Source organism: Neobacillus niacini, from assembly GCF_023715785.1.
In the GTDB taxonomy this organism is placed as follows: Bacteria; Bacillota; Bacilli; order Bacillales; family Cytobacillaceae; genus Neobacillus; species Neobacillus niacini_E.
Window position 1 is genome coordinate 47,648 of the sequence record NZ_JAMBOX010000010.1, and the last position, 17,884, is coordinate 65,531.

The window sequence follows — 17,884 nt, forward strand, 5'->3', positions numbered from 1 at the left end:
ACCAGTCATACCTAGGTACTATAGAATCTCCCCCTCAAAAAAACTCCTGGTACCTTTTTCTCACTTTTCCAATCCAAACTTTCCCAATGGGTTGCCGTTTTGCTATAATAATAGCAGACCCACTTCACCTTTGATAATTCTCCTTCAGATAATAGGTCGTATTTACTTTTTTCATCCAATTTAAAAGGAGGCCCTTCTATGTACCAAATCAAAGGAAAAGAACTGATATTCGTTTATACAGGACCCGATGGCTCCGGAAGAAAAACGATTGCGAAAATGGTCGCAACCGCGTTTGACATGGAAACTGTCCTCTCCTACACTACACGTTCCCCTAGGCATTATGAAAAAGATGGTGAAGACTATCACTTTGTCACAGAAGAAACCTTCAAGCAGATTCAAGCACAGCAAGAATTTATCGAAAGCGTTGAAATCGATGGCATCCATTATGGAATTCGTGAACAGGATATCGTTGATGCCTTTAAAAACCATCAACTCGTTTATTTAACATTGAATCCCGAAGGCGCCGATAAATTAAAACAGATGTACGGTAACCATGTTGTACGGATTTTCGTATACGCTGACCGCGACACGGTCATCGAAAGGCAAAAAATCCGGCAGGACAGCGATGAAGTCATCGAGCGGCATATGAGCCATTATGACGAAATTATGGGTTATAAAAACAACTGTGAACACGCATTTGAAAATTTTGATTCCCCGCAGGTTTCTTACCAAGTAAGCGAATTAATTGAATCCTATTTGGACCGAAATCTCACCGTTACCGATTATTAAACCCAGTAAAAATACAAACAGGCACCATCCAGCTAGTGGATGATGCCTGTTACCCTGTTGGCTGTTTTATTTTTTCCATGATGGTTGAAAAATAATTTCTAACCATTCCGATTGTGTTTCTTTTCTGAATAGAGGTTTGATGGATGCTGGGATTTTCCAGCTGTCCTCCCATTTCTCCTTCGAATACACCGGAAGCTTCTTCGATAAGTTCGGAAGAAAAAATTCGCTCACCATCCATAATGCTGCGAATCGAGCTTGCTAACTCCTCGCTTGGACTATCTTTTAATAAATAGCCCCTGACATCTGCCTTTACTGCCCGCTCAGTATAGCCTTTCCTTGCAAAGGTTGTTAAAATAATGACCTTGCATCCAACCGACTTTAAAGCTTCCGCCGCTTCAAGTCCGCTCTTTTCAGGCATCTCAATATCCATGATGCAAACATCCGGTTGCAGCCGGCGCACAAGCGCTATAGCCTCTTCTCCATTGCTGGCCTGCCCTACCACTTTCATATCATCTTCCAGATTAAGCAGGGACTCAATTGCCCCTAACAGCATTTCTTGTTCCTCTGCAATGACAATTGTAATCATTGATGTTCTCTCCTTATCTGGCAGATGTACTTAGCAGAGACTCCCCCATTAAGGAGAGTCTACCTTAAATGGTGTTGTTTATAGTTCAGGTTTTACTTGGGTTGAAACACTGCTTTTTGCTAAGCCTTTCACTTCCTTGAAACTTACAAAATTCTTATTTTCCTCATCCCATAAACGGAAACGCAGTGATTTTAAGCTTGTTGCAAGTGTTATAGTTGGTACATTTTTTAAAGGAAGCGTGTTATTGTGCGCATCTTCAAGTTTATAGTTTGGCACCCTTGGGCTTAGATGGTGCACATGATGAAAGCCAATATTTCCTGTGAGCCATTGCAAAACTTTTGGAAGCTTATAGAAGGAGCTTCCTTCCACTGCAGCTTTGACATATTCCCAATCTTTGTCTTCTTCGAAATAGGAATCTTCAAACGTGTGCTGCACATAAAACAACCAAATGCCTGCTGCCCCTGCAATCATGAATACCGAGCCTTGAATCAACAGAAACGACTGCCAACCGATTGCCCAGCATAGTAATCCTATGAAGGCAACGATTAAAATATTCGTTAAATAGGTATTGTTACGTTCCTTTTGTTTGGCACCTTTATGGTTAAATCTGTTTTTAAGCAGGAATTGATAAATTGGGCCCAAGCCAAACATAACGAAAGGATTGCGGTAAAAACGATAAGCTAATCGTAGTTTTAGTGGTGCAGCCAAATATTCATCCACTGTAAGGGTCCAAATGTCCCCTGTCCCCCGCTTATCCAAGTTTCCGCTTGTCGCATGGTGGATGGCATGGTCATGCCCCCATTGCTCAAATGGGAATAACGTTAAAACACCCGTAAACGTTCCAACAATCCGATTGGCGCGGCGGCTTTTAAAAAAGGAATAATGGGTACAGTCGTGAAAAATAATGAATATCCTTACCAAGAAGCCGGCAGCCATCACGATTGGAACTAATGCTAACAAATAGGAAACGGATAGGCTTATATAGGCAAGATACCATAGGATAAAAAATGGTACGATTGTGTTGATCATTTGCCAAACACTTTCTTTTGCCGTTGCTTTTTCAAAAGGGGCAACTTGTTTTCTCAAATTTTTCGTATTTTCTACTGTCATATAATCAAATTCCCTTCTCGTAATGTCGTTAACATCATTATGAAGGAAGAAATTCGATCTTGTTAGTAGCAGGTGTCATGTGCTGGGCATGATAAATGTCATATATGCAATCATTTCGCCTGAAATTTGACCGCAAGAAAGCCGCGGCTTTTACCGTTCTGTGGGTCTGACCCCTTTTATGTTATAATTTATAAAGTTTTTCAGCTTAGGGGGGTTCTTCGAGTGGAGTCGCAAAAAGAGTATGCTCAACCGAAATCGTTATATATTTATTTGCTTGTGGTCGGGATTGTCCTAGTGGCGTTTAATTTGCGCCCGACGATTACCTCGATGGGGCCGCTGATCGGCATGATTCAGAAGGATGTCGGGCTGGCGCACTGGAGCGCAGGTTTGTTGATGAGCCTGCCGTTAATTGTGTTTGCCATCATGTCACCGCTTGTGCCGAAAATCGCCGGACGGATCACCAATGAGCTGACATTGCTTGCAGGATTAATGATTCTGCTCGCAGGAATCGGGATTCGCTCCATCCCGCTGACACTTTTCTTGTTCTCCGGCACCTTTTTAATTGGCGTCGGGATTGCCATTGGGAATGTGCTGTTGCCGGCCATCTGCAAGGATAAATTTCCGCAAAAATTTGGCCTGATGACAAGTGTGTATTCGACCTCGATGGGATTGATTGCCTCATTGGCTTCCGGTGTTAGCGTTCCATTGGCCGTCGGCATGAACCTTGGCTGGCAGGGATCCTTGCTTGTTTGGGGAATTCCGGCCCTGGCAGCCATTTTTGTCTGGACTGCCATTGTAAAAAGAAATCAAGGAAACCGGAAAGAAATTGACAGAACTCAGTCTGGTTCCACCGGGGTATGGCGCTCGCCGCTCGCCTGGCAGGTGGCGGCCTTTATGGGATTTCAATCATTTTTATTTTACGTGACAATTTCGTGGCTCCCGGAAATTTTACATAGCCATGGCATGAGCATGGAGAAAGCAGGCTGGATGCTTTCCATTATGCAGCTAATCGGGCTGCCCGCGAGCTTCTTCATCCCTGTCATTGCAGGACGGTATCGTTCCCAAGTATGGATTGCCTTCACGCTAAGTTTGTGTTCGCTCGTCGGTTATGCAGCTTTATGGTTAGGCTCGTCCCCGGTCATTTTATATGGAAGCATTCTTTTTATCGGGATTACCCTAGGCGGCAGTTTTCCTTTGGCATTAAGCTACATTGGACTTCGAGCCAGAAATGCAGGCCAAGCCGTTGAGCTATCAGGGATGGCACAATCCACCGGCTACATTTTGGCGGCAGTCGGGCCTTCATTGATAGGCATTTTATATGATGCCACCCATTTATGGACCATGCCGTTGATTACCTTGATTCTCATCTCAGTTCTGGTGATGTGCTTCAGTATGTTATCCGGGCGCAATAGGTTTGTATAAATTTTTAAGGCACCAACCACAACGTGGGAGGTGCCTTTATTAGATTACTTTTTGACGTATTCTGATGCAAATCCCTTCTCTAATAAGGAAATAGAGTCATTCCAAATGTTGTCTTTGTCAGACTTTAAGACAACAGCAATGAATCTGCTCCCGTTCCGTTCGGCAGACGATACCAGGCAGTAGCCAGCTTCGTTGGTAAACCCGGTCTTGATGCCATTGGCTCCCTCAAAATAAAACGGGCCATTGTCATCAAGCAGCTGATTTCGATTTTGGTATGTAATCCTTTCATCGGAAAAAATTTTGCTGCTGACAATATCTTTAAAAGCGGGATTCGCCATGGCCGCTTTTGCAATCAAGCCCAAATCATGGGCTGTCGAATAGTGGTTTGGATGATGCAATCCATTTGGATTCATAAAATGAGAATTCTCGGCGCCCAGTTTTTTCGCCCGCTCATTCATCATGTCAACAAAATAATCCAATGCCTCTTCTTCGGAAAGCTGGCCTCCCTTTGTTTTTGCCGTATAGATGGCGATGGTTCGGGCCGCGTCATTCCCGGAAGGCAGCATTAACCCCGCCAATAATTCCCTTAGAGTGAGGACCTGGCCTTCCCTCAGCCATGCCGTGCTTTCACCGGGTGTTTTTACCCGAACCTCTTTGCCAACTGTAATCTGCTGATCCAGATTGCCATTTTCAATTGCCAGTAACGCGGTCAAAATTTTCGTCGTGCTTGCCGGAAACAACCGCTTATGTTTGTTTTTTTCATAAAGGACCTTACCGGAGTCCATTTCAAGCAATAGACCCGCTTCTCCTCTAATGAATATGCTTCTGTTATCTGTTTCCTGCAGTTTCAGTTCATCAGGCTGTGTTTGCTGCAGCTGCTGGTTATCCCGCAGTGCTTGCATGCCTTGCAGCCCCAGAACTAACATGACGCAGACAATTAATCCTATAATTATTGTTTTTATTTTTTTCATATAAAGCACTCCCAGATATAATGGTCTAATCCAAATATAGCCATTATTTCTAAAGAGAACTGAAACTAAACCTAAAGAAAACCTAAAGATTACTTAAGTAGTCTTTAATGTCGCGGCAAACGCACCTGAAAAACCGTTTCCCGTTCATTGCTTGTGACAGTGATGTCTCCGTTGTGCATCTCCACGATCCCTTTGGCTATCGCCAGCCCGAGTCCGGTGCCGCCAGTCGCTTCTGACCGCGATTGCTCGATGCGGTACATTCTTTCAAAAATAAGCGGCAGAGCTTGGGCGGGAATCGGTTCGCCGTAATTGGCCACCTTCACAATGGCCTGGGCCTCTTTTCCCTCGACAAACAGGTCGATTTTTTTGCCATCCCTGCCATACTTAATCCCATTAGAAATTAAGTTTTCAAACACCCGCATCAATTTATCCGGATCCGCCTCGATCATGATTTCCTGTTCGGGTGCATGCAGTTCCATCTCCATCGACGCTGCTTTTAGTTCGGGAATAAATTGCGCTGAAAGCTGGCGCAACAGTTCCGTTAAACTAAAGCAAACAGTTTGGAGCACCGCTTCCCGGTTATTGATTTTGGTAAACTCGAATAAATCATTGACCATGAGATTCAGCCGTTTTGCTTTCTCATGGGCAATATCGACATAATAGCGAAGCTCCACTTCATCTTGGTACTGGTCCTCTTCGATTAACCTCAGATAGCCGATGATCGAGGTTAACGGAGTCCGCAAATCGTGAGAAACATTCGTCACCAGTTCGTTTTTGGTACGGATGGCCCGCTTTTCCTCTTCGATTAACGACTCCAGCTGCCCTTTCACCTGGTTTAGATTTTGGGCAACCTCCGTTAAGGACCCCCGTTTTTTAACCGGAAGATCAAGGTCAAACTGCCCTTCTGCCAATTTTTCAATCGATTGACTGATCAGTTTAAAGTATGCAATTTGTTTTGCCATCCAAAAAGCAAAGTATAGAAGTGTTAGAATCGCCATTCCGCTAAAGAATAGATTCCAAAATCCATAGTTTGCATAGGTTTGGGTAATGAAATAATTCAGTTCCGATGGGAACCGGACATTGTAATAGATTAATTTGACGAGGTACCCCAGCAAGGCTGTGGACGCTGCGGCGCTCAGGATACAAATTAAGACAACGATAACGAGCCTGACAAATGGAGAAGCCGATTTTTTAGCCATCAATTTTATATCCCACTCCCCAAATGGTCTTGATCAGCTTGTAGCCAAGTTCTTTTTCCAGCTTCTCGCGCAAATTGCTAATATGGACCATGACTGTATTGTTAGCTTGAAAATAGCGTTCCTTCCAAACTTGCTCAAAAATCTCCTCGCTGCTAAAAACCCGCCCAAGGTGGGAAGCCATTAAAAAGAGGATGTCAAACTCTTTTGCCGTTAAGGGAATGGTCTTCCCGTTCACCGTTACTCTATGGAACGTCTTATTCACTTCAAGGCTCCCGAGGCGAATCACTTCCTCTTCGGGCTGCTCTTCCTGATAGAGATAGGCCCGGCGAATCAACGTTTTCACACGTGCCACCAATTCCAGCGGGTTAAATGGTTTGGTCAAATAATCATCGGCCCCGCTCATCAATCCGGTGATTTTATCGATATCCTCCGATTTGGCGCTGATCATCAAAATCGGGACGTGATTCCTGGACCGAATTCTCCGGCACACTTCCAATCCATCCAGCTTTGGCATCATCACATCCAATATCATCAGGTCAATTTTTTCTCGGTCAACAATTGCCAAGGCCTCCTCGCCATTATGCGCTTTGGAAACTCTGAAGCTTTCATTTTGTAAATAAATCGCAATCAACTGCACAATCTCTCTATCATCATCGACTATTAAAATATGTCTCATTTTCTAGTCTCCCTGAGGAATTTTTTGGAATAATCACCACAAGTATAGCAGGTATGCCGGGATGATGCACTTATTGGAAGTTGGGCCAAAAAATGGCTTGAAATTTCCGGATTGTACCTTTAATCTATTAAAAAGTAAAGGGGGAATTTAGCGTGATTAGAAAGCTAACAGAGCGCGATCATGAGCAGGTGCTTGCTTTTTTAAGCGAAGAACCTTCTATCAATCTTTTTATCATCGGAGACATCGAAGCGTTCGGATACTCCTCGGAGTTTCAAGAACTTTGGTGTGATTTCGACGAACAGGACGCGATTAAAGCGGTACTGCTAAGATACCATCAATCGTTCATCCCCTATGCAAAGGGGGAATTCGATTTAAACGGGTTTGTTTCCATCATGAAACAATTCAACCAACCAATTCTCCTATCCGGGAAGTCCGATATTGTGGAAAAATTTGAAGTTTCTGGGGAACTGCAACTTGGTTTAAAACAAGTAACCTACTTTGCCGAGTGCCGCTCTGACGAAAACCTGGGTACCAATGAAGCTGAAATTAAACAGGCAACTCTTGAGGATGTGGACCGAATCATCGAGCTTCGGCAAACAATCGAGGAATTCCATATTCGCAGCGATGCCCGCGCGATGCTGCAGCAGGCGATGGAAACCAAGACTGGCAGAACCTATTATACTGAGGACCAAGATGTAATGACAGCTTGCGTCTCGACGACTGCGGAAAATTCCATCTCGGCAATGATTGTCGGCGTCTGCACTCACAAAGAATATCGCCGTCAGGGCCTGGCGACAGCGATTATGCAAAAACTATTCAAAGTTGTCCTCGACGAAGGGAAAACGCTTTGCCTGTTTTACGATAACCCGGAGGCAGGCCGCATTTATAAGCGGTTAGGCTTTAAAGATATCGGCAAGTGGACGATGTATCGATAGAATAGAATTCCCTTTGTGAGGATACTTTCAAGCACGGATGATCCGGCCTGTTGCATAAAATAGGCTAAAGACAAATATGCTTAAATAAGTATCCTAGTAAAGGGGTTGTATACAGATGGCTATCTTTAACAAAATCGCATTATTCTTTGTCGTTTTGTATTCATTTTTCATCATTGCAAATACCTATTTAGGGGAATCAGATCGGGTACAATCCAATGTGATCTATTTCTTGATGAACGGATTTGCTTATATTGTCACTGCGTTTGAGCTGGAGCGGGAAAAGCAAGTTCCTGAGAAAGCTTAAAGTTGACCCCACTTCATGATTTCAGACGAGGTGGGGTTTGATTTTTTTATTGGAACTGCCAGTAGCCGTTCAGCATTTCTAAAAATTGAGTTTTCCTTGTTTCGGATAACGCAATCAGAAAAGGTGTTTCGCCCTTTTGTTTTAGTACGTCAGCTGCCGGGCCATCCCCAAGCGGGCTGCAAAACAGCAGTTCCGTTCCCTGCAGGGTTAATTTTCTGCATCTGGCATTCAGGTTAGGGTCGATGAATTCCTCGGTTGGGTTAAGGTTGAGGAGTTTACCCCAGGCCGCTGCGGTTTTGTTTAGGTCATGGACTGCTACACCAACGCTTTCGAATTTAGGCTGCCCGTTAAGCAGAGCCTGCTCCTGAAATTCCGCCAAGCGTTCCTCATCGGATTTTTCCCATTGGATAAAAAACGGCAGCTTCAGCCCCTCAGAGTCGAGTTCCGGAAATAACAGCGACCATCTGATTGTTTGCCCATCGGTGCGGACCCGCTCTCCGGGAATTGGGCCGTAAACTGTCAAACCTTCCCGTTTCAGCCTTTCCGCCAATTCCTCCATTCTGTCTGTGCGAATCGCAACGGTTGCCGGCCCCTTGCCGTTTTCTTTGGGGAGCCGCTCCACGATGTGGGTTATAAGGCGGTTCTCGTGGTGAGTTTCCGCCAGTTTCAGGTCTTCGATTCCCAAAAATTCGAGATAGCTTAACCCAAAATAGCTCAGTGTATTATATGTACCCCACGTTTCATGCCTGCCGCCCCGGATTACACGTATTCCCAACTGTTCAAGCGGGGCGATGGCATCCTCCGGCTTCTTAGAAAACCAAACCAAATGATCGAATGAAAATTGCATTTTGGACACCTCTTCCTATGTTCGTTTCTATTACTCATTTTACTACGCAAGAAATTGGAAATCACCTCCATTGATTACCTCTCCCAAATTCTGTGTTATAATATTCCCCGGCATAAGTTAAACGAAAAAAACTATTAAACTTAATGCGGGTGGGAGAGGGACACACAAGAAAGTGTGAGTAAAAAATGAAGGGAGTTTTCAAACTTAAGCAGCATGGTACGAATTTGAAAAAGGAGGTTGTCGCGGGATTAACGGCGTTTTTTTCAATCGTCTATATTATTGCCGTTAACGGGAGTATCCTCCAGGATGCCGGAATTCCGCTTGAAGCCGGAATTATCGCAACCGTCCTTGCCTCGCTGGTTGGCTGTATATTAGTGGCGTTTATCGCCAACGCGCCATTGATCCTCGTACCAGGAATGGGCATAAACGCTTTGTTTACCTATACGATTGTCGGTTCAATGGGGCTGAACTATATGGAGGCGTTGGGAGCGGTTGTCATTTCCGGCATCCTGTTCGTGATTGTTGCCTTTACGAAACTATCAACCATCTTATCGAGGGCGATTCCAACTTCGTTAAAAGAATCGATTTCCGTCGGGATTGGCCTATTCATCGCCTTCATCGGCTTGCAAAAAAGCGGGATCATCGTGGGGAACCCGACGAACTTCGTCGCGCTCGGCAATTTGGCATCGCCCGTTGTTCTTGCTTCGTTGATCAACCTGGTCATCACGTTGTTTTTATTTTTAAAAAAGGTGCCAGGGAATTTCTTAATTAGCATTATCCTCGGGACGATTGTTTCCTACTTTTTTGGTCTGGTTCGATTTTCGGGAATCGATAGCGGCTTGGTTTCCTTCACGGAATACAAGGATGTTTTCCTCAGTGTCGATTTTGGAAAAATTGCCACCATTCCGTTCTGGACAGCGGCCTTTTCATTAGTGTTAGTGCTTGTTTTTGAAAATATCGGCCTTTTGCATTCGCAGGTAGACGGTATGCTCGAGGCACCGGAAAAGAACGGGAAGTCACTTAAAGCCGTCTCTATATCAACGATTGTCTGCGGCCTGTTCGGCACAAGTCCGTCCGTTTCGACGGTGGAAACCGCGGCAGGAATTACGGCAGGCGGAAGAACAGGGTTAACCTCTGTGGTAACAGGATTGCTATTCCTAGCATCACTATTCTTCATGCCATTAATCAAAATAGTTCCGGCAACAGCAATCGCGCCAATCCTAATTATTATCGGCGGCTTGATGCTGACCAATATCGTCAATATCGATTTCACCGATTTTACCGAGGCATTTCCGGCATTTTTGGTGATTATTATGATTCCGCTAACCTACAGCATCGTTGATGGGATCGCGTTCGGATTTATCGCTTACCCGCTGGTAAAGCTGTTTACCAACAAAAAACAGCAGCTTTCCCTATCCATCTATATCATATCGTTCCTGTTCCTGACCAATTTCTTGCTGCATTCGGTTGGGTAGAAATTAAACACAAAAGCCGAAAATAAGCTTATTGCCTATTTTCGGCTTCCTTTATTTTAAACTTCTTTTATTTGAACGCCCGAGCAGCATTTACTGCTTTCTTCCATCCTGTATAAAGTTCATCCCGTTGCTCTTCAGTCATGTCTGGTGTAAATGATTGATCCATATACCATTGAGCAGCAATTTCTTCTTTGCTATCCCAATACCCTACTGCCAATCCGGCCAGGTATGCTGCACCTAACGCGGTTGTTTCCTTAATTTCCGGACGCTGTACTGGCACATTTAATAAATCACTTTGGAATTGCATTAAGAAATTATTGGCCACCGCACCGCCGTCAACACGCAATGCTTTGAGTTGGATTCCGGAATCGGCCTCCATCGAGGTCAGGACATCCTTCGTTTGGTATGCGAGCGATTCCAATGTTGCCCGAACAAAATGTTCTTTCGATGTGCCCCGGGTTAATCCAAACACTGCACCTCGGACATCGCTGTCCCAATATGGAGTGCCTAATCCGACGAATGCCGGAACCACGTATACTCCATCTGTCGATGCTACACTTGTTGCATACTTCTCACTCTCTGCTGCGTTAGTAAACATGCGGAGGCCATCACGGAGCCATTGAATCGCAGATCCTGCCACAAATATACTACCCTCTAGGGCATATTCAACTTTTCCATCAATGCCCCATGCGATGGTTGTTAATAAACCATTCTCTGATTTTACTGCTTTTTCACCAGTATTCATCAGCATAAAGCAGCCAGTTCCATACGTGTTTTTCGCCATACCTGTTTCATAGCAGGCCTGTCCGAATAACGCTGCCTGCTGGTCACCGGCAACACCGGAAATGGGTACATTGCAGCCGAAGAAGTGGTAATCGACGGTCATACCGTATACTTCTGAAGAAGGACGAACTTCTGGAAGCATAGATGCTGGTACTGTAAGAATTTCAAGTAATTGTTCATCCCACTTAAGCTCGTGAATATTGTACATTAATGTTCTAGAAGCATTGGAGTAGTCGGTTACATGGGCTTGTCCCCCAGAAAGCTTCCAAATCAGCCATGTATCGATGGTACCGAATAACAATTCACCACGGTTGGCCTTTTCCCGTACACCCTCCGCGTTGTCCAAAATCCACTTTACTTTTGTTCCGGAGAAGTAGGCATCAATTAGTAATCCGGTTTTTTCTCTGAATAATGGGTCATGGCCTTTTGCTTTTAATTCTTCACAAATTTCTGCTGTTTGGCGGGATTGCCATACGATGGCATTGTAAACGGGCTGTCCTGTTTCTTTATCCCAAACGACTGCAGTTTCCCGCTGGTTTGTAATCCCGATTCCGGCTACTTGTTCCGGTTTTACATTTGCTTCTGCCAAACAAGAAGCAATCACTGCTAATATGGAGCCCCAAATTTCATTGGCATTATGCTCTACCCAGCCCGGCTTCGGAAAAATCTGTGTGAACTCTTTTTGAGCTACATGGACAATCTCTCCTTTTTTGTTAAAAAGAATCGCACGTGAACTTGTTGTACCCTGATCTAATGACAAAATATATTTTTCCATAGGTTTAGTCCCCTTTTCTTAAGCGCTTATTTTTTCTACAACTGTCATTTCCTGAGGCTTCTTGCCCATAAAGGATGCTGCGACAAGAACCACCACGATCGAAGCGATGATAACCCATAGGCTTGTTGTTGGTTTTCCTAAAAATGCTGCTTTATAAAATAATCCTCCAAGACTTCCACCAAGGATTGGCCCCACAATCGGAATCCACGCATAGCCCCAGTTGGAAGGACCTTTACCTGGAATCGGAAGCAGTGCATGCACCAATCTTGGTCCAAAGTCACGTGCCGGGTTGATCGCATATCCAGTTGTTCCGCCTAAGCTCAAACCAATGCTGATGATAAGGAAACCTACGATTAATGGATTTAAACCGTCTGTAAATTTATTTGCCCCAATGGCTAAAATACCTAAAACAAGTGCGAAGGTACCAATCATTTCACTAATTAAGTTTGCAAACGTGTATGGAATGGATGGACCCGTTGCAAAAGTACCAAGCTTTGCACCCGGATCGTCAGTAACCTTCCAATGAGGAAGATAATGAAAGTACACAAGTGTTGCACCAATCATGGCACCTAGCACTTGTGCAATAATATAGGATGGTACTTGACTCCAAGCAAAATCACCTGTAAATGCTAAGGCAATTGTCAAGGCCGGGTTAAGATGTGCGCCGCTTATACTCCCCACAGAATAAGCCGCGATGGCAACTGCCAAGCCCCAACCAAAGGTAATAACAATCCATCCGCTGCTGTTGGAAAGCGAGCGTTTCAGGTTTACGCCTGCACAAACGCCTGCCCCAAACAAAATTAAAATTGCCGTTCCTACCAGTTCACCCCAAAATGCTGTCATAATAGAAGCCTCCTCTTTTTTTAACACTGCAAGTAAATAAATATGAGGCAAAAAAAAAGGAGACACAACGAACAATCCCATTAGTAAGGGATATTATCGTGAGTCTCCTAGATCTCCATCACATATTATCAACTTAATTAAGAGTATAATAGGTGACTGTAAACGCTGTCAATCATGTTCACAATATTGATATATTTTAATTGTTGAAGAAAAAAAGCATTCGCCAAAGTCACGAATGCATTTTAAGAAAGGTTGATTAACTGGGCAGGTGGTTACTCTTTGTCGGCTCAAAATATTTCCATAATTCGGGGTTAGATGTGGTAATCGATGTAGCTCCAGCCAGATAGGCTTGTTCTACTTCTTCAATGGAATCGATTAAACCTCCGGCAAAAATTTCTTTATCTGTCCGATTTCGAATATCTCTAATCACTTTCGGCATGATTCCCGGCAGCACTTCAATGTAATCCGGCTGTGTCCGCTCTGTTAGAGCTATGCTTTTTTCAACTGAGCTTGAATCCAATAAAAATAGGCGCTGAATGGATTTTACCCCTTTTTGTCTTGCCTTTATAATAACGCTTCCCTTGGTAGAAATGAGACCAAACGGTTTATATTCTTGGCAAACATACTCTGTAGAAAACTCATCATTTTTTAGCCCATGGATGAGGTCCATATGGACGAACAACTTTTTATTATTAGCTGCAGCCATTTGGAAAATGGGTTTTAGTCTGGAAATATGCATTTCCATAATCACAAAATAGTTATAATTGCTGTGCATCATTTTTTCGACATTCTCTATTTTGCGTATGGCCGGTAATACCTTCTGCCCATAAAAGCACATCGATTTCCCCCCCTATCAAACTCTACCATTATTTTACTAAATTTTTTATAACTATTGGCGACTTTACAAAGCTTAAAAATGTAGAAATTATGAATATAGTTACTAGAAACCGTTCCACCATCGACTATCATTTCCCTTTACTACCTTAAACTCCTTAATTTGCTCTTTCATAGGCATCCGCTAAAATTTGCATTGGGTGTTTTACTGGCTTGTCGGTCAATTGATCAAGCTGATTTTTACACATTCCGCATTCTGTCACAGTATAGTTAGCATTCACTTCCTTGACAGCCTCCGCCATCGGCCGGCCAATTTTCATGGAAACATCGTACTTTTCGGTTTTAAAACCAAATGTGCCGCATTGGCCGCAGCAGCCTGCCCCCACATCCTGAATTTCATATCCGGGAATCAGCTCTAAAATATCCATTGCCGGGTTGCCTATCCCTTGGGCTTTCATATGGCAAGGGGCGTAGTATCCGGCCCTCTCCTTCATCGGTGCCAGTTCCATGTTCAGTTCATCGTTTTCCTTTAAAATCCGTAAATATTCGTCGGCATCATAAACATGGCTGGCAAGCTCTTTTGCTTCCTCGGTGCCAAGGTATGAGACGTATTCCTTTTTAAAGGCCATTGTACAGCTGGTACATGTTAATACAACATCATAGCCTTGACGTGTATACGCCAAAAAGCTGTTGATATTATCGTTAGCATTTTTCAGTCCCTGCTTCATTTTTCCATTGGCGAACATCGGAACACCGCAGCATTTTTGGTCAGGCTTCACGACATCAATGCCATTGTACTCCATTACTTTGATAAAGCTCATCGCCACTTCCGGGGCATTGTACGTCGCAGAACAGCCCGCAAAATAGGCGACCTTCCGTTCTGTTTGAGCCTCTTTCTTCTTGTAAATGCGGTTGAAATTTTTAAAGCGATATTTCGGGAACTGCCTTTCTGAAGGGATATCCATTACCCATTCCATTACTTTTCTGACTGGTTTCATCCCCATCGCCAAATTTGTAATTGGCGCAAAGGAGGAGGCAAGCTTGCCGACCATTTCGGCATTGCTTAAGACCCAATCGCGAAATTTTGTTCCGGACATGTCCGCGTGGATGGCTTTGGCATAAGCCGTCAATGTGGAGACATGGACTCCTTCAGGACAGGACATATCGCAGGTGGTGCATAGCGTACAATATTCAATGGATTTGTCATCAATAATGGTTTGATTGTCCATCAATCTTTTTAACTCGGGACCAAGATGCTTGGGACCGCCAAATTCCAGCGTCGTATTGGCAACCGGACAGCTGGCGACACAGGCATTGCATTTAAGGCACTTGTCAAATGTATCTTCAAAAAATGGCAGATTACGCACTGACGATCCCTCCCAGCATTTGTTTCTGATCCATTTTCCCGATCATTTCACGAATCGAGAAAATGGTAAATACGCCGCCCGTGATCCCATTAAGCGTCATCTGCGTTCCCATACTGGCTCCAACGGGATAGAGATTGACAGGGCAATGAAGGAGTGCACCTGTACGATCCGTTTCAAGCCCTAATGCTGTTTCCTTGATGCCGCTGGAGGTCACCTGCAATCCGCCGCCCAGAATCCCTCCGGTTGCAAGGATAAAATGCTTTCCGCATAGGTCTGTCATTTGATTGGATGTTTTGATTTTCAATGACTTAACTTCATCGCCCTCAAGTTCACAGCCGACAACGGTTGTATCGGCGTAGAATCTGACGCCCAGTTTAACTGCTTCTTTTTTTAATTTTTCATTGAGGCGAATCGCTGTCGTATTTGGCGGCATTCCTGGTGCCTCTGTAACTGGTGCTTTTAGTTCAACAGAAAACTGCCCGGTTGTCTCTTTCCAGTTTTCCACCCCGAGAGAGGCCGGAAAAACAAACAGGTTTGGCTGAGAAATGTTTCTGTTTGTCATCTGTTCTTTAATCTGTTTAATGCAGTGACTGCGAATTTCCTTTTGATCCAGCAATCGTGCTGCATCCAGCTGTGACATCGTGCGCTGGGAGTGTTCCCCTAATTGGATCTTGATTGCATCGACAGAAAGTGCTGGGCACGACCTTTTTAAATTTTTCATGACGTATGTTGGTTGAAAATCAACGATTTCCTCGAAACCAATTATAACGACATGGCCTTTATCAGGAAGCGGCGAAATCGTTTCAGGGTACAAGAACGTTTTTTTTGTATGGCCTGAACCTGTCACAATGGATATGGGGTGGTCCAGCTCCCCTTTATATGAATAGTTTAATTTGTTTGTCAGAGCCTTAAATTGGTCAATTGCTTCCGAAAGTTGTGATTTCCTAAAACCATCAATCTGAAAAAAATGAACCCAGTCCTCTAATCCCCCCGAAGAGCCGGGAATCAAGTCCATTACCCCGGTTGATTGCATGATTTTCCCTGTACCAGTTGCAGTCAACGCCGTACTGAATCCTTGTTCCTTTGCCCAAATGGCGGCTAACATGCCTGATAATCCTTGACCTACTACCACAACATCATACATATTGCACGTCCTCCTCTCCCATTCCTAACGAAACTTTATATATCGTCTCCATTAACTGTAATTGTTTGGCTGTCTCCCCAGTTGCCACGACATCCATTCCTTTTTTCCTTTCAGAAATAGCGTGGTGAATAGCCCTTTCTGCTTCTCCAATCGTTGCCTTTTTTTTCTCAACCGCAAGCGCAGCGGCACGGTGATTACAAAAGGTTCCTTGACAAGGTCCCATGCCCAGGCGTGTTCTGCGCCGAACATCCCCCAGATGAAAACGGCCACCTTCCGGTAAAACCGCTTCGATTTCTGCCCATGTAACCTGCTCACACTCGCAAACAATAACCTTGGATTCCTGTAAAGAGGATTCAATTTTTGGGGCATTTGTTCCAGCCCAGTTGAACAGCTTGTTTTTTGCCGCGGGCGCAATATCCGCATTCTTAAAAAACTCACCAGCATTGCGATGCGGAATTGCCTGCTGATCCGTGGTGCAAACTGCCTTTACCCCCAGTTTTTCACAAACTAAATCAACCGTTTTTTCCGCCATAAAACGGAAGGTCGTTAATTTCCCGCCAGTGATTGTGATCAGACCATCTAAGCCATCACGTTTATAATGGTCGAGGAGTGCAATCCCTCTGGTTACATTTCTGCCACTTGCATCGGATGCTGCCACTTCCTGATAAAGCGGGCGGCTGCCGCTAAAGGCCCGAATCAGGCGCATCTCGTTTATGGTTGGGATTAGCTTCTTCCCCTCCGCCAGCATTCCTTCCAACTCCTGCCGGTCTAGGGAGAAATCATTCGGGTCTTCCACATTGATGCCGGTCGTTCCAAAAATAGTTACGTTATGGGCAGGCACAAAAATGTCAGCATCCCCCGGCAGCCTAAGCCGGTTAATGACCTGCTTATTAAAGCGATGACTAAAAATCGCAAGCATGCCTTTGTTATTAATTATTTTTAATGGGATTCCGGCCATTTGGGCAAGCTTCGTTCCCCAAGGACCCGATGCATTTACCACCATTTGTGAATAAATCTCCTTTTCCTCTCCTGAAAAAGAATCACGGACCCGAACACCTTTCACTCGGTTTTGTTCGGTTAAGATATCCACAACTTCATGATACGTCAACACTTTTGCCCCATGTCTTACCGCATCGGCGACGACATCAACCACCATTGTAAAACAGTCCACAGCACCATCAGGAACCCGAAAGGCTGCCTGGATTTCCTTAGTTAAGTAAGGCTCTTGCTTTAAGGCGTCGGCAACTGATATTTCTTGAACGGGAATCCCTACACGTTTGCATGAGGTAAGCCACTTTTCAACATAGCTATTCTCGTCTTCGGGCACTTTGACGAATAATCCGCCGGTTTGCTCAATAGAGCCAGGGATGGTTTTTTTCAAAATCAGATTCTCACGATAGCTTTCGATTGCGGCCTCTTCGTCACGGACCGTATAGCGCGCACCGGAATGCAGTAAGCCATGATTCCTTGTTGATGTTCCATGACCCAAATCTTGCTGCTCGACTAATATTGCTTTCAATCCCCTTAATGCCAAATCACGGAGCACGCCTGCCCCTGTCATCCCCCCGCCGATGACAATCACTTCTGTTTCCAATGTCAATCCCATCTCATTTCCCTCCAAATCCATTAATACAAAGGGTTTTTTTTGCATGCAAAAAAGACCAAAAAAACACACAGGAATCATTCGAACTTTTTCCCGTTTGTTTTTATGGCCTCTCCAAGTCTCCATGCCGGTTATCATATTTTCTACGTTAAGAATACCAAATTTAGTTGTTTAAAAACGAAAATACCATGGCAATATTTTGAACATTTTCCGAGACGTCA

17 protein-coding genes are annotated in these 17,884 nt (G+C 44.3%); 5 read left to right on the forward strand and 12 right to left on the reverse strand.

Annotated features, from left to right (window positions below; genetic code table 11):
* Positions 1 to 198 precede the first annotated feature (198 nt).
* Positions 199 to 789: a guanylate kinase gene (locus M3234_RS17570; RefSeq protein ID WP_262305956.1), complete on the forward strand. Its 591-nt coding sequence runs from the start codon at positions 199 to 201 to the stop codon at positions 787 to 789.
* Positions 790 to 838: 49 nt separating this feature from the next.
* Here M3234_RS17570 and M3234_RS17575 read toward each other — a convergent pair whose 3' ends face one another.
* The gene (locus M3234_RS17575) at positions 839 to 1,375 is read right to left on the reverse strand and encodes a response regulator (RefSeq protein ID WP_262305957.1); all 537 of its coding nucleotides are present in this window, start codon (positions 1,373 to 1,375) and stop codon (positions 839 to 841) included.
* A 78-nt stretch (positions 1,376 to 1,453) separates the two neighbouring features.
* A complete protein-coding gene (gene desA / locus M3234_RS17580) occupies positions 1,454 to 2,485 on the reverse strand; it encodes a Delta(5) desaturase DesA (RefSeq protein WP_262305958.1) in 1,032 nt (343 codons plus the stop codon).
* Between the two features lie 222 nt (positions 2,486 to 2,707).
* Here desA and M3234_RS17585 point away from each other — a divergent pair, with 222 nt between their 5' ends.
* Positions 2,708 to 3,907 (forward strand): CynX/NimT family MFS transporter, encoded by a 1,200-nt coding sequence (locus M3234_RS17585; protein WP_262305959.1) that lies wholly within the window; start codon positions 2,708 to 2,710, stop codon positions 3,905 to 3,907.
* Positions 3,908 to 3,951: 44 nt separating this feature from the next.
* Here M3234_RS17585 and M3234_RS17590 read toward each other — a convergent pair whose 3' ends face one another.
* The 3 genes from M3234_RS17590 to M3234_RS17600 all read right to left on the reverse strand — a co-directional run bounded on the left by M3234_RS17590 (position 3,952) and on the right by M3234_RS17600 (position 6,753).
* Positions 3,952 to 4,878 carry a D-alanyl-D-alanine carboxypeptidase family protein gene (locus M3234_RS17590; RefSeq protein WP_262305960.1) on the reverse strand — a complete coding sequence of 309 codons (927 nt, stop codon included), beginning with the start codon at positions 4,876 to 4,878 and terminating at the stop codon, positions 3,952 to 3,954.
* Positions 4,879 to 4,982: 104 nt separating this feature from the next.
* Positions 4,983 to 6,077, reverse strand: a complete 1,095-nt coding sequence (locus M3234_RS17595) for a sensor histidine kinase (protein WP_262305961.1) — start codon at positions 6,075 to 6,077, stop codon at positions 4,983 to 4,985.
* Positions 6,070 to 6,753 (reverse strand): response regulator transcription factor, encoded by a 684-nt coding sequence (locus tag M3234_RS17600; RefSeq protein ID WP_262305962.1) that lies wholly within the window; start codon positions 6,751 to 6,753, stop codon positions 6,070 to 6,072. The genes M3234_RS17595 and M3234_RS17600 overlap by 8 nt, the downstream gene beginning before the upstream one ends.
* A gap of 152 nt (positions 6,754 to 6,905) precedes the next feature.
* On the opposite strand from M3234_RS17600, the gene M3234_RS17605 reads away from it, so the two are divergent.
* Together M3234_RS17605 and M3234_RS17610 are read left to right on the forward strand one after the other, a co-directional pair.
* The gene (locus M3234_RS17605) at positions 6,906 to 7,688 is read left to right on the forward strand and encodes a GNAT family N-acetyltransferase (RefSeq protein WP_262305963.1); all 783 of its coding nucleotides are present in this window, start codon (positions 6,906 to 6,908) and stop codon (positions 7,686 to 7,688) included.
* 115 nt (positions 7,689 to 7,803) lie between these two features.
* Positions 7,804 to 7,992 carry a hypothetical protein gene (locus M3234_RS17610; RefSeq protein ID WP_262305964.1) on the forward strand — a complete coding sequence of 63 codons (189 nt, stop codon included), beginning with the start codon at positions 7,804 to 7,806 and terminating at the stop codon, positions 7,990 to 7,992.
* Between the two features lie 46 nt (positions 7,993 to 8,038).
* Here M3234_RS17610 and M3234_RS17615 read toward each other — a convergent pair whose 3' ends face one another.
* Entirely contained in the window at positions 8,039 to 8,839 is an 801-nt protein-coding gene (locus M3234_RS17615; RefSeq protein ID WP_262305965.1) for a VOC family protein, read from the reverse strand.
* Positions 8,840 to 9,024: 185 nt separating this feature from the next.
* Between M3234_RS17615 and M3234_RS17620 the strand changes: the two genes are divergently transcribed.
* On the forward strand, positions 9,025 to 10,314 hold the full coding sequence (locus tag M3234_RS17620) for an NCS2 family permease (protein WP_262305966.1): 1,290 nt from the start codon (positions 9,025 to 9,027) through the stop codon (positions 10,312 to 10,314).
* A 67-nt stretch (positions 10,315 to 10,381) separates the two neighbouring features.
* Here M3234_RS17620 and glpK read toward each other — a convergent pair whose 3' ends face one another.
* The 6 genes from glpK to glpA all read right to left on the reverse strand — a co-directional run bounded on the left by glpK (position 10,382) and on the right by glpA (position 17,666).
* Positions 10,382 to 11,872: a glycerol kinase GlpK gene (glpK, locus tag M3234_RS17625; protein WP_262305967.1), complete on the reverse strand. Its 1,491-nt coding sequence runs from the start codon at positions 11,870 to 11,872 to the stop codon at positions 10,382 to 10,384.
* Between the two features lie 18 nt (positions 11,873 to 11,890).
* Positions 11,891 to 12,715 carry an MIP/aquaporin family protein gene (locus tag M3234_RS17630; protein ID WP_262305968.1) on the reverse strand — a complete coding sequence of 275 codons (825 nt, stop codon included), beginning with the start codon at positions 12,713 to 12,715 and terminating at the stop codon, positions 11,891 to 11,893.
* Between the two features lie 256 nt (positions 12,716 to 12,971).
* A complete protein-coding gene (locus tag M3234_RS17635) occupies positions 12,972 to 13,553 on the reverse strand; it encodes a glycerol-3-phosphate responsive antiterminator (RefSeq protein ID WP_262305969.1) in 582 nt (193 codons plus the stop codon).
* Positions 13,554 to 13,707: 154 nt separating this feature from the next.
* A complete protein-coding gene (locus M3234_RS17640; protein ID WP_262305970.1) occupies positions 13,708 to 14,916 on the reverse strand; it encodes an anaerobic glycerol-3-phosphate dehydrogenase subunit C in 1,209 nt (402 codons plus the stop codon).
* Positions 14,909 to 16,060 (reverse strand): FAD-binding protein, encoded by a 1,152-nt coding sequence (locus tag M3234_RS17645; RefSeq protein ID WP_262305971.1) that lies wholly within the window; start codon positions 16,058 to 16,060, stop codon positions 14,909 to 14,911. Before M3234_RS17645 ends, M3234_RS17640 begins: the two co-directional genes overlap by 8 nt.
* The gene (gene glpA / locus M3234_RS17650) at positions 16,053 to 17,666 is read right to left on the reverse strand and encodes an anaerobic glycerol-3-phosphate dehydrogenase subunit GlpA (protein ID WP_262305972.1); all 1,614 of its coding nucleotides are present in this window, start codon (positions 17,664 to 17,666) and stop codon (positions 16,053 to 16,055) included. Before glpA ends, M3234_RS17645 begins: the two co-directional genes overlap by 8 nt.
* Positions 17,667 to 17,884: the final 218 nt, after the last annotated feature.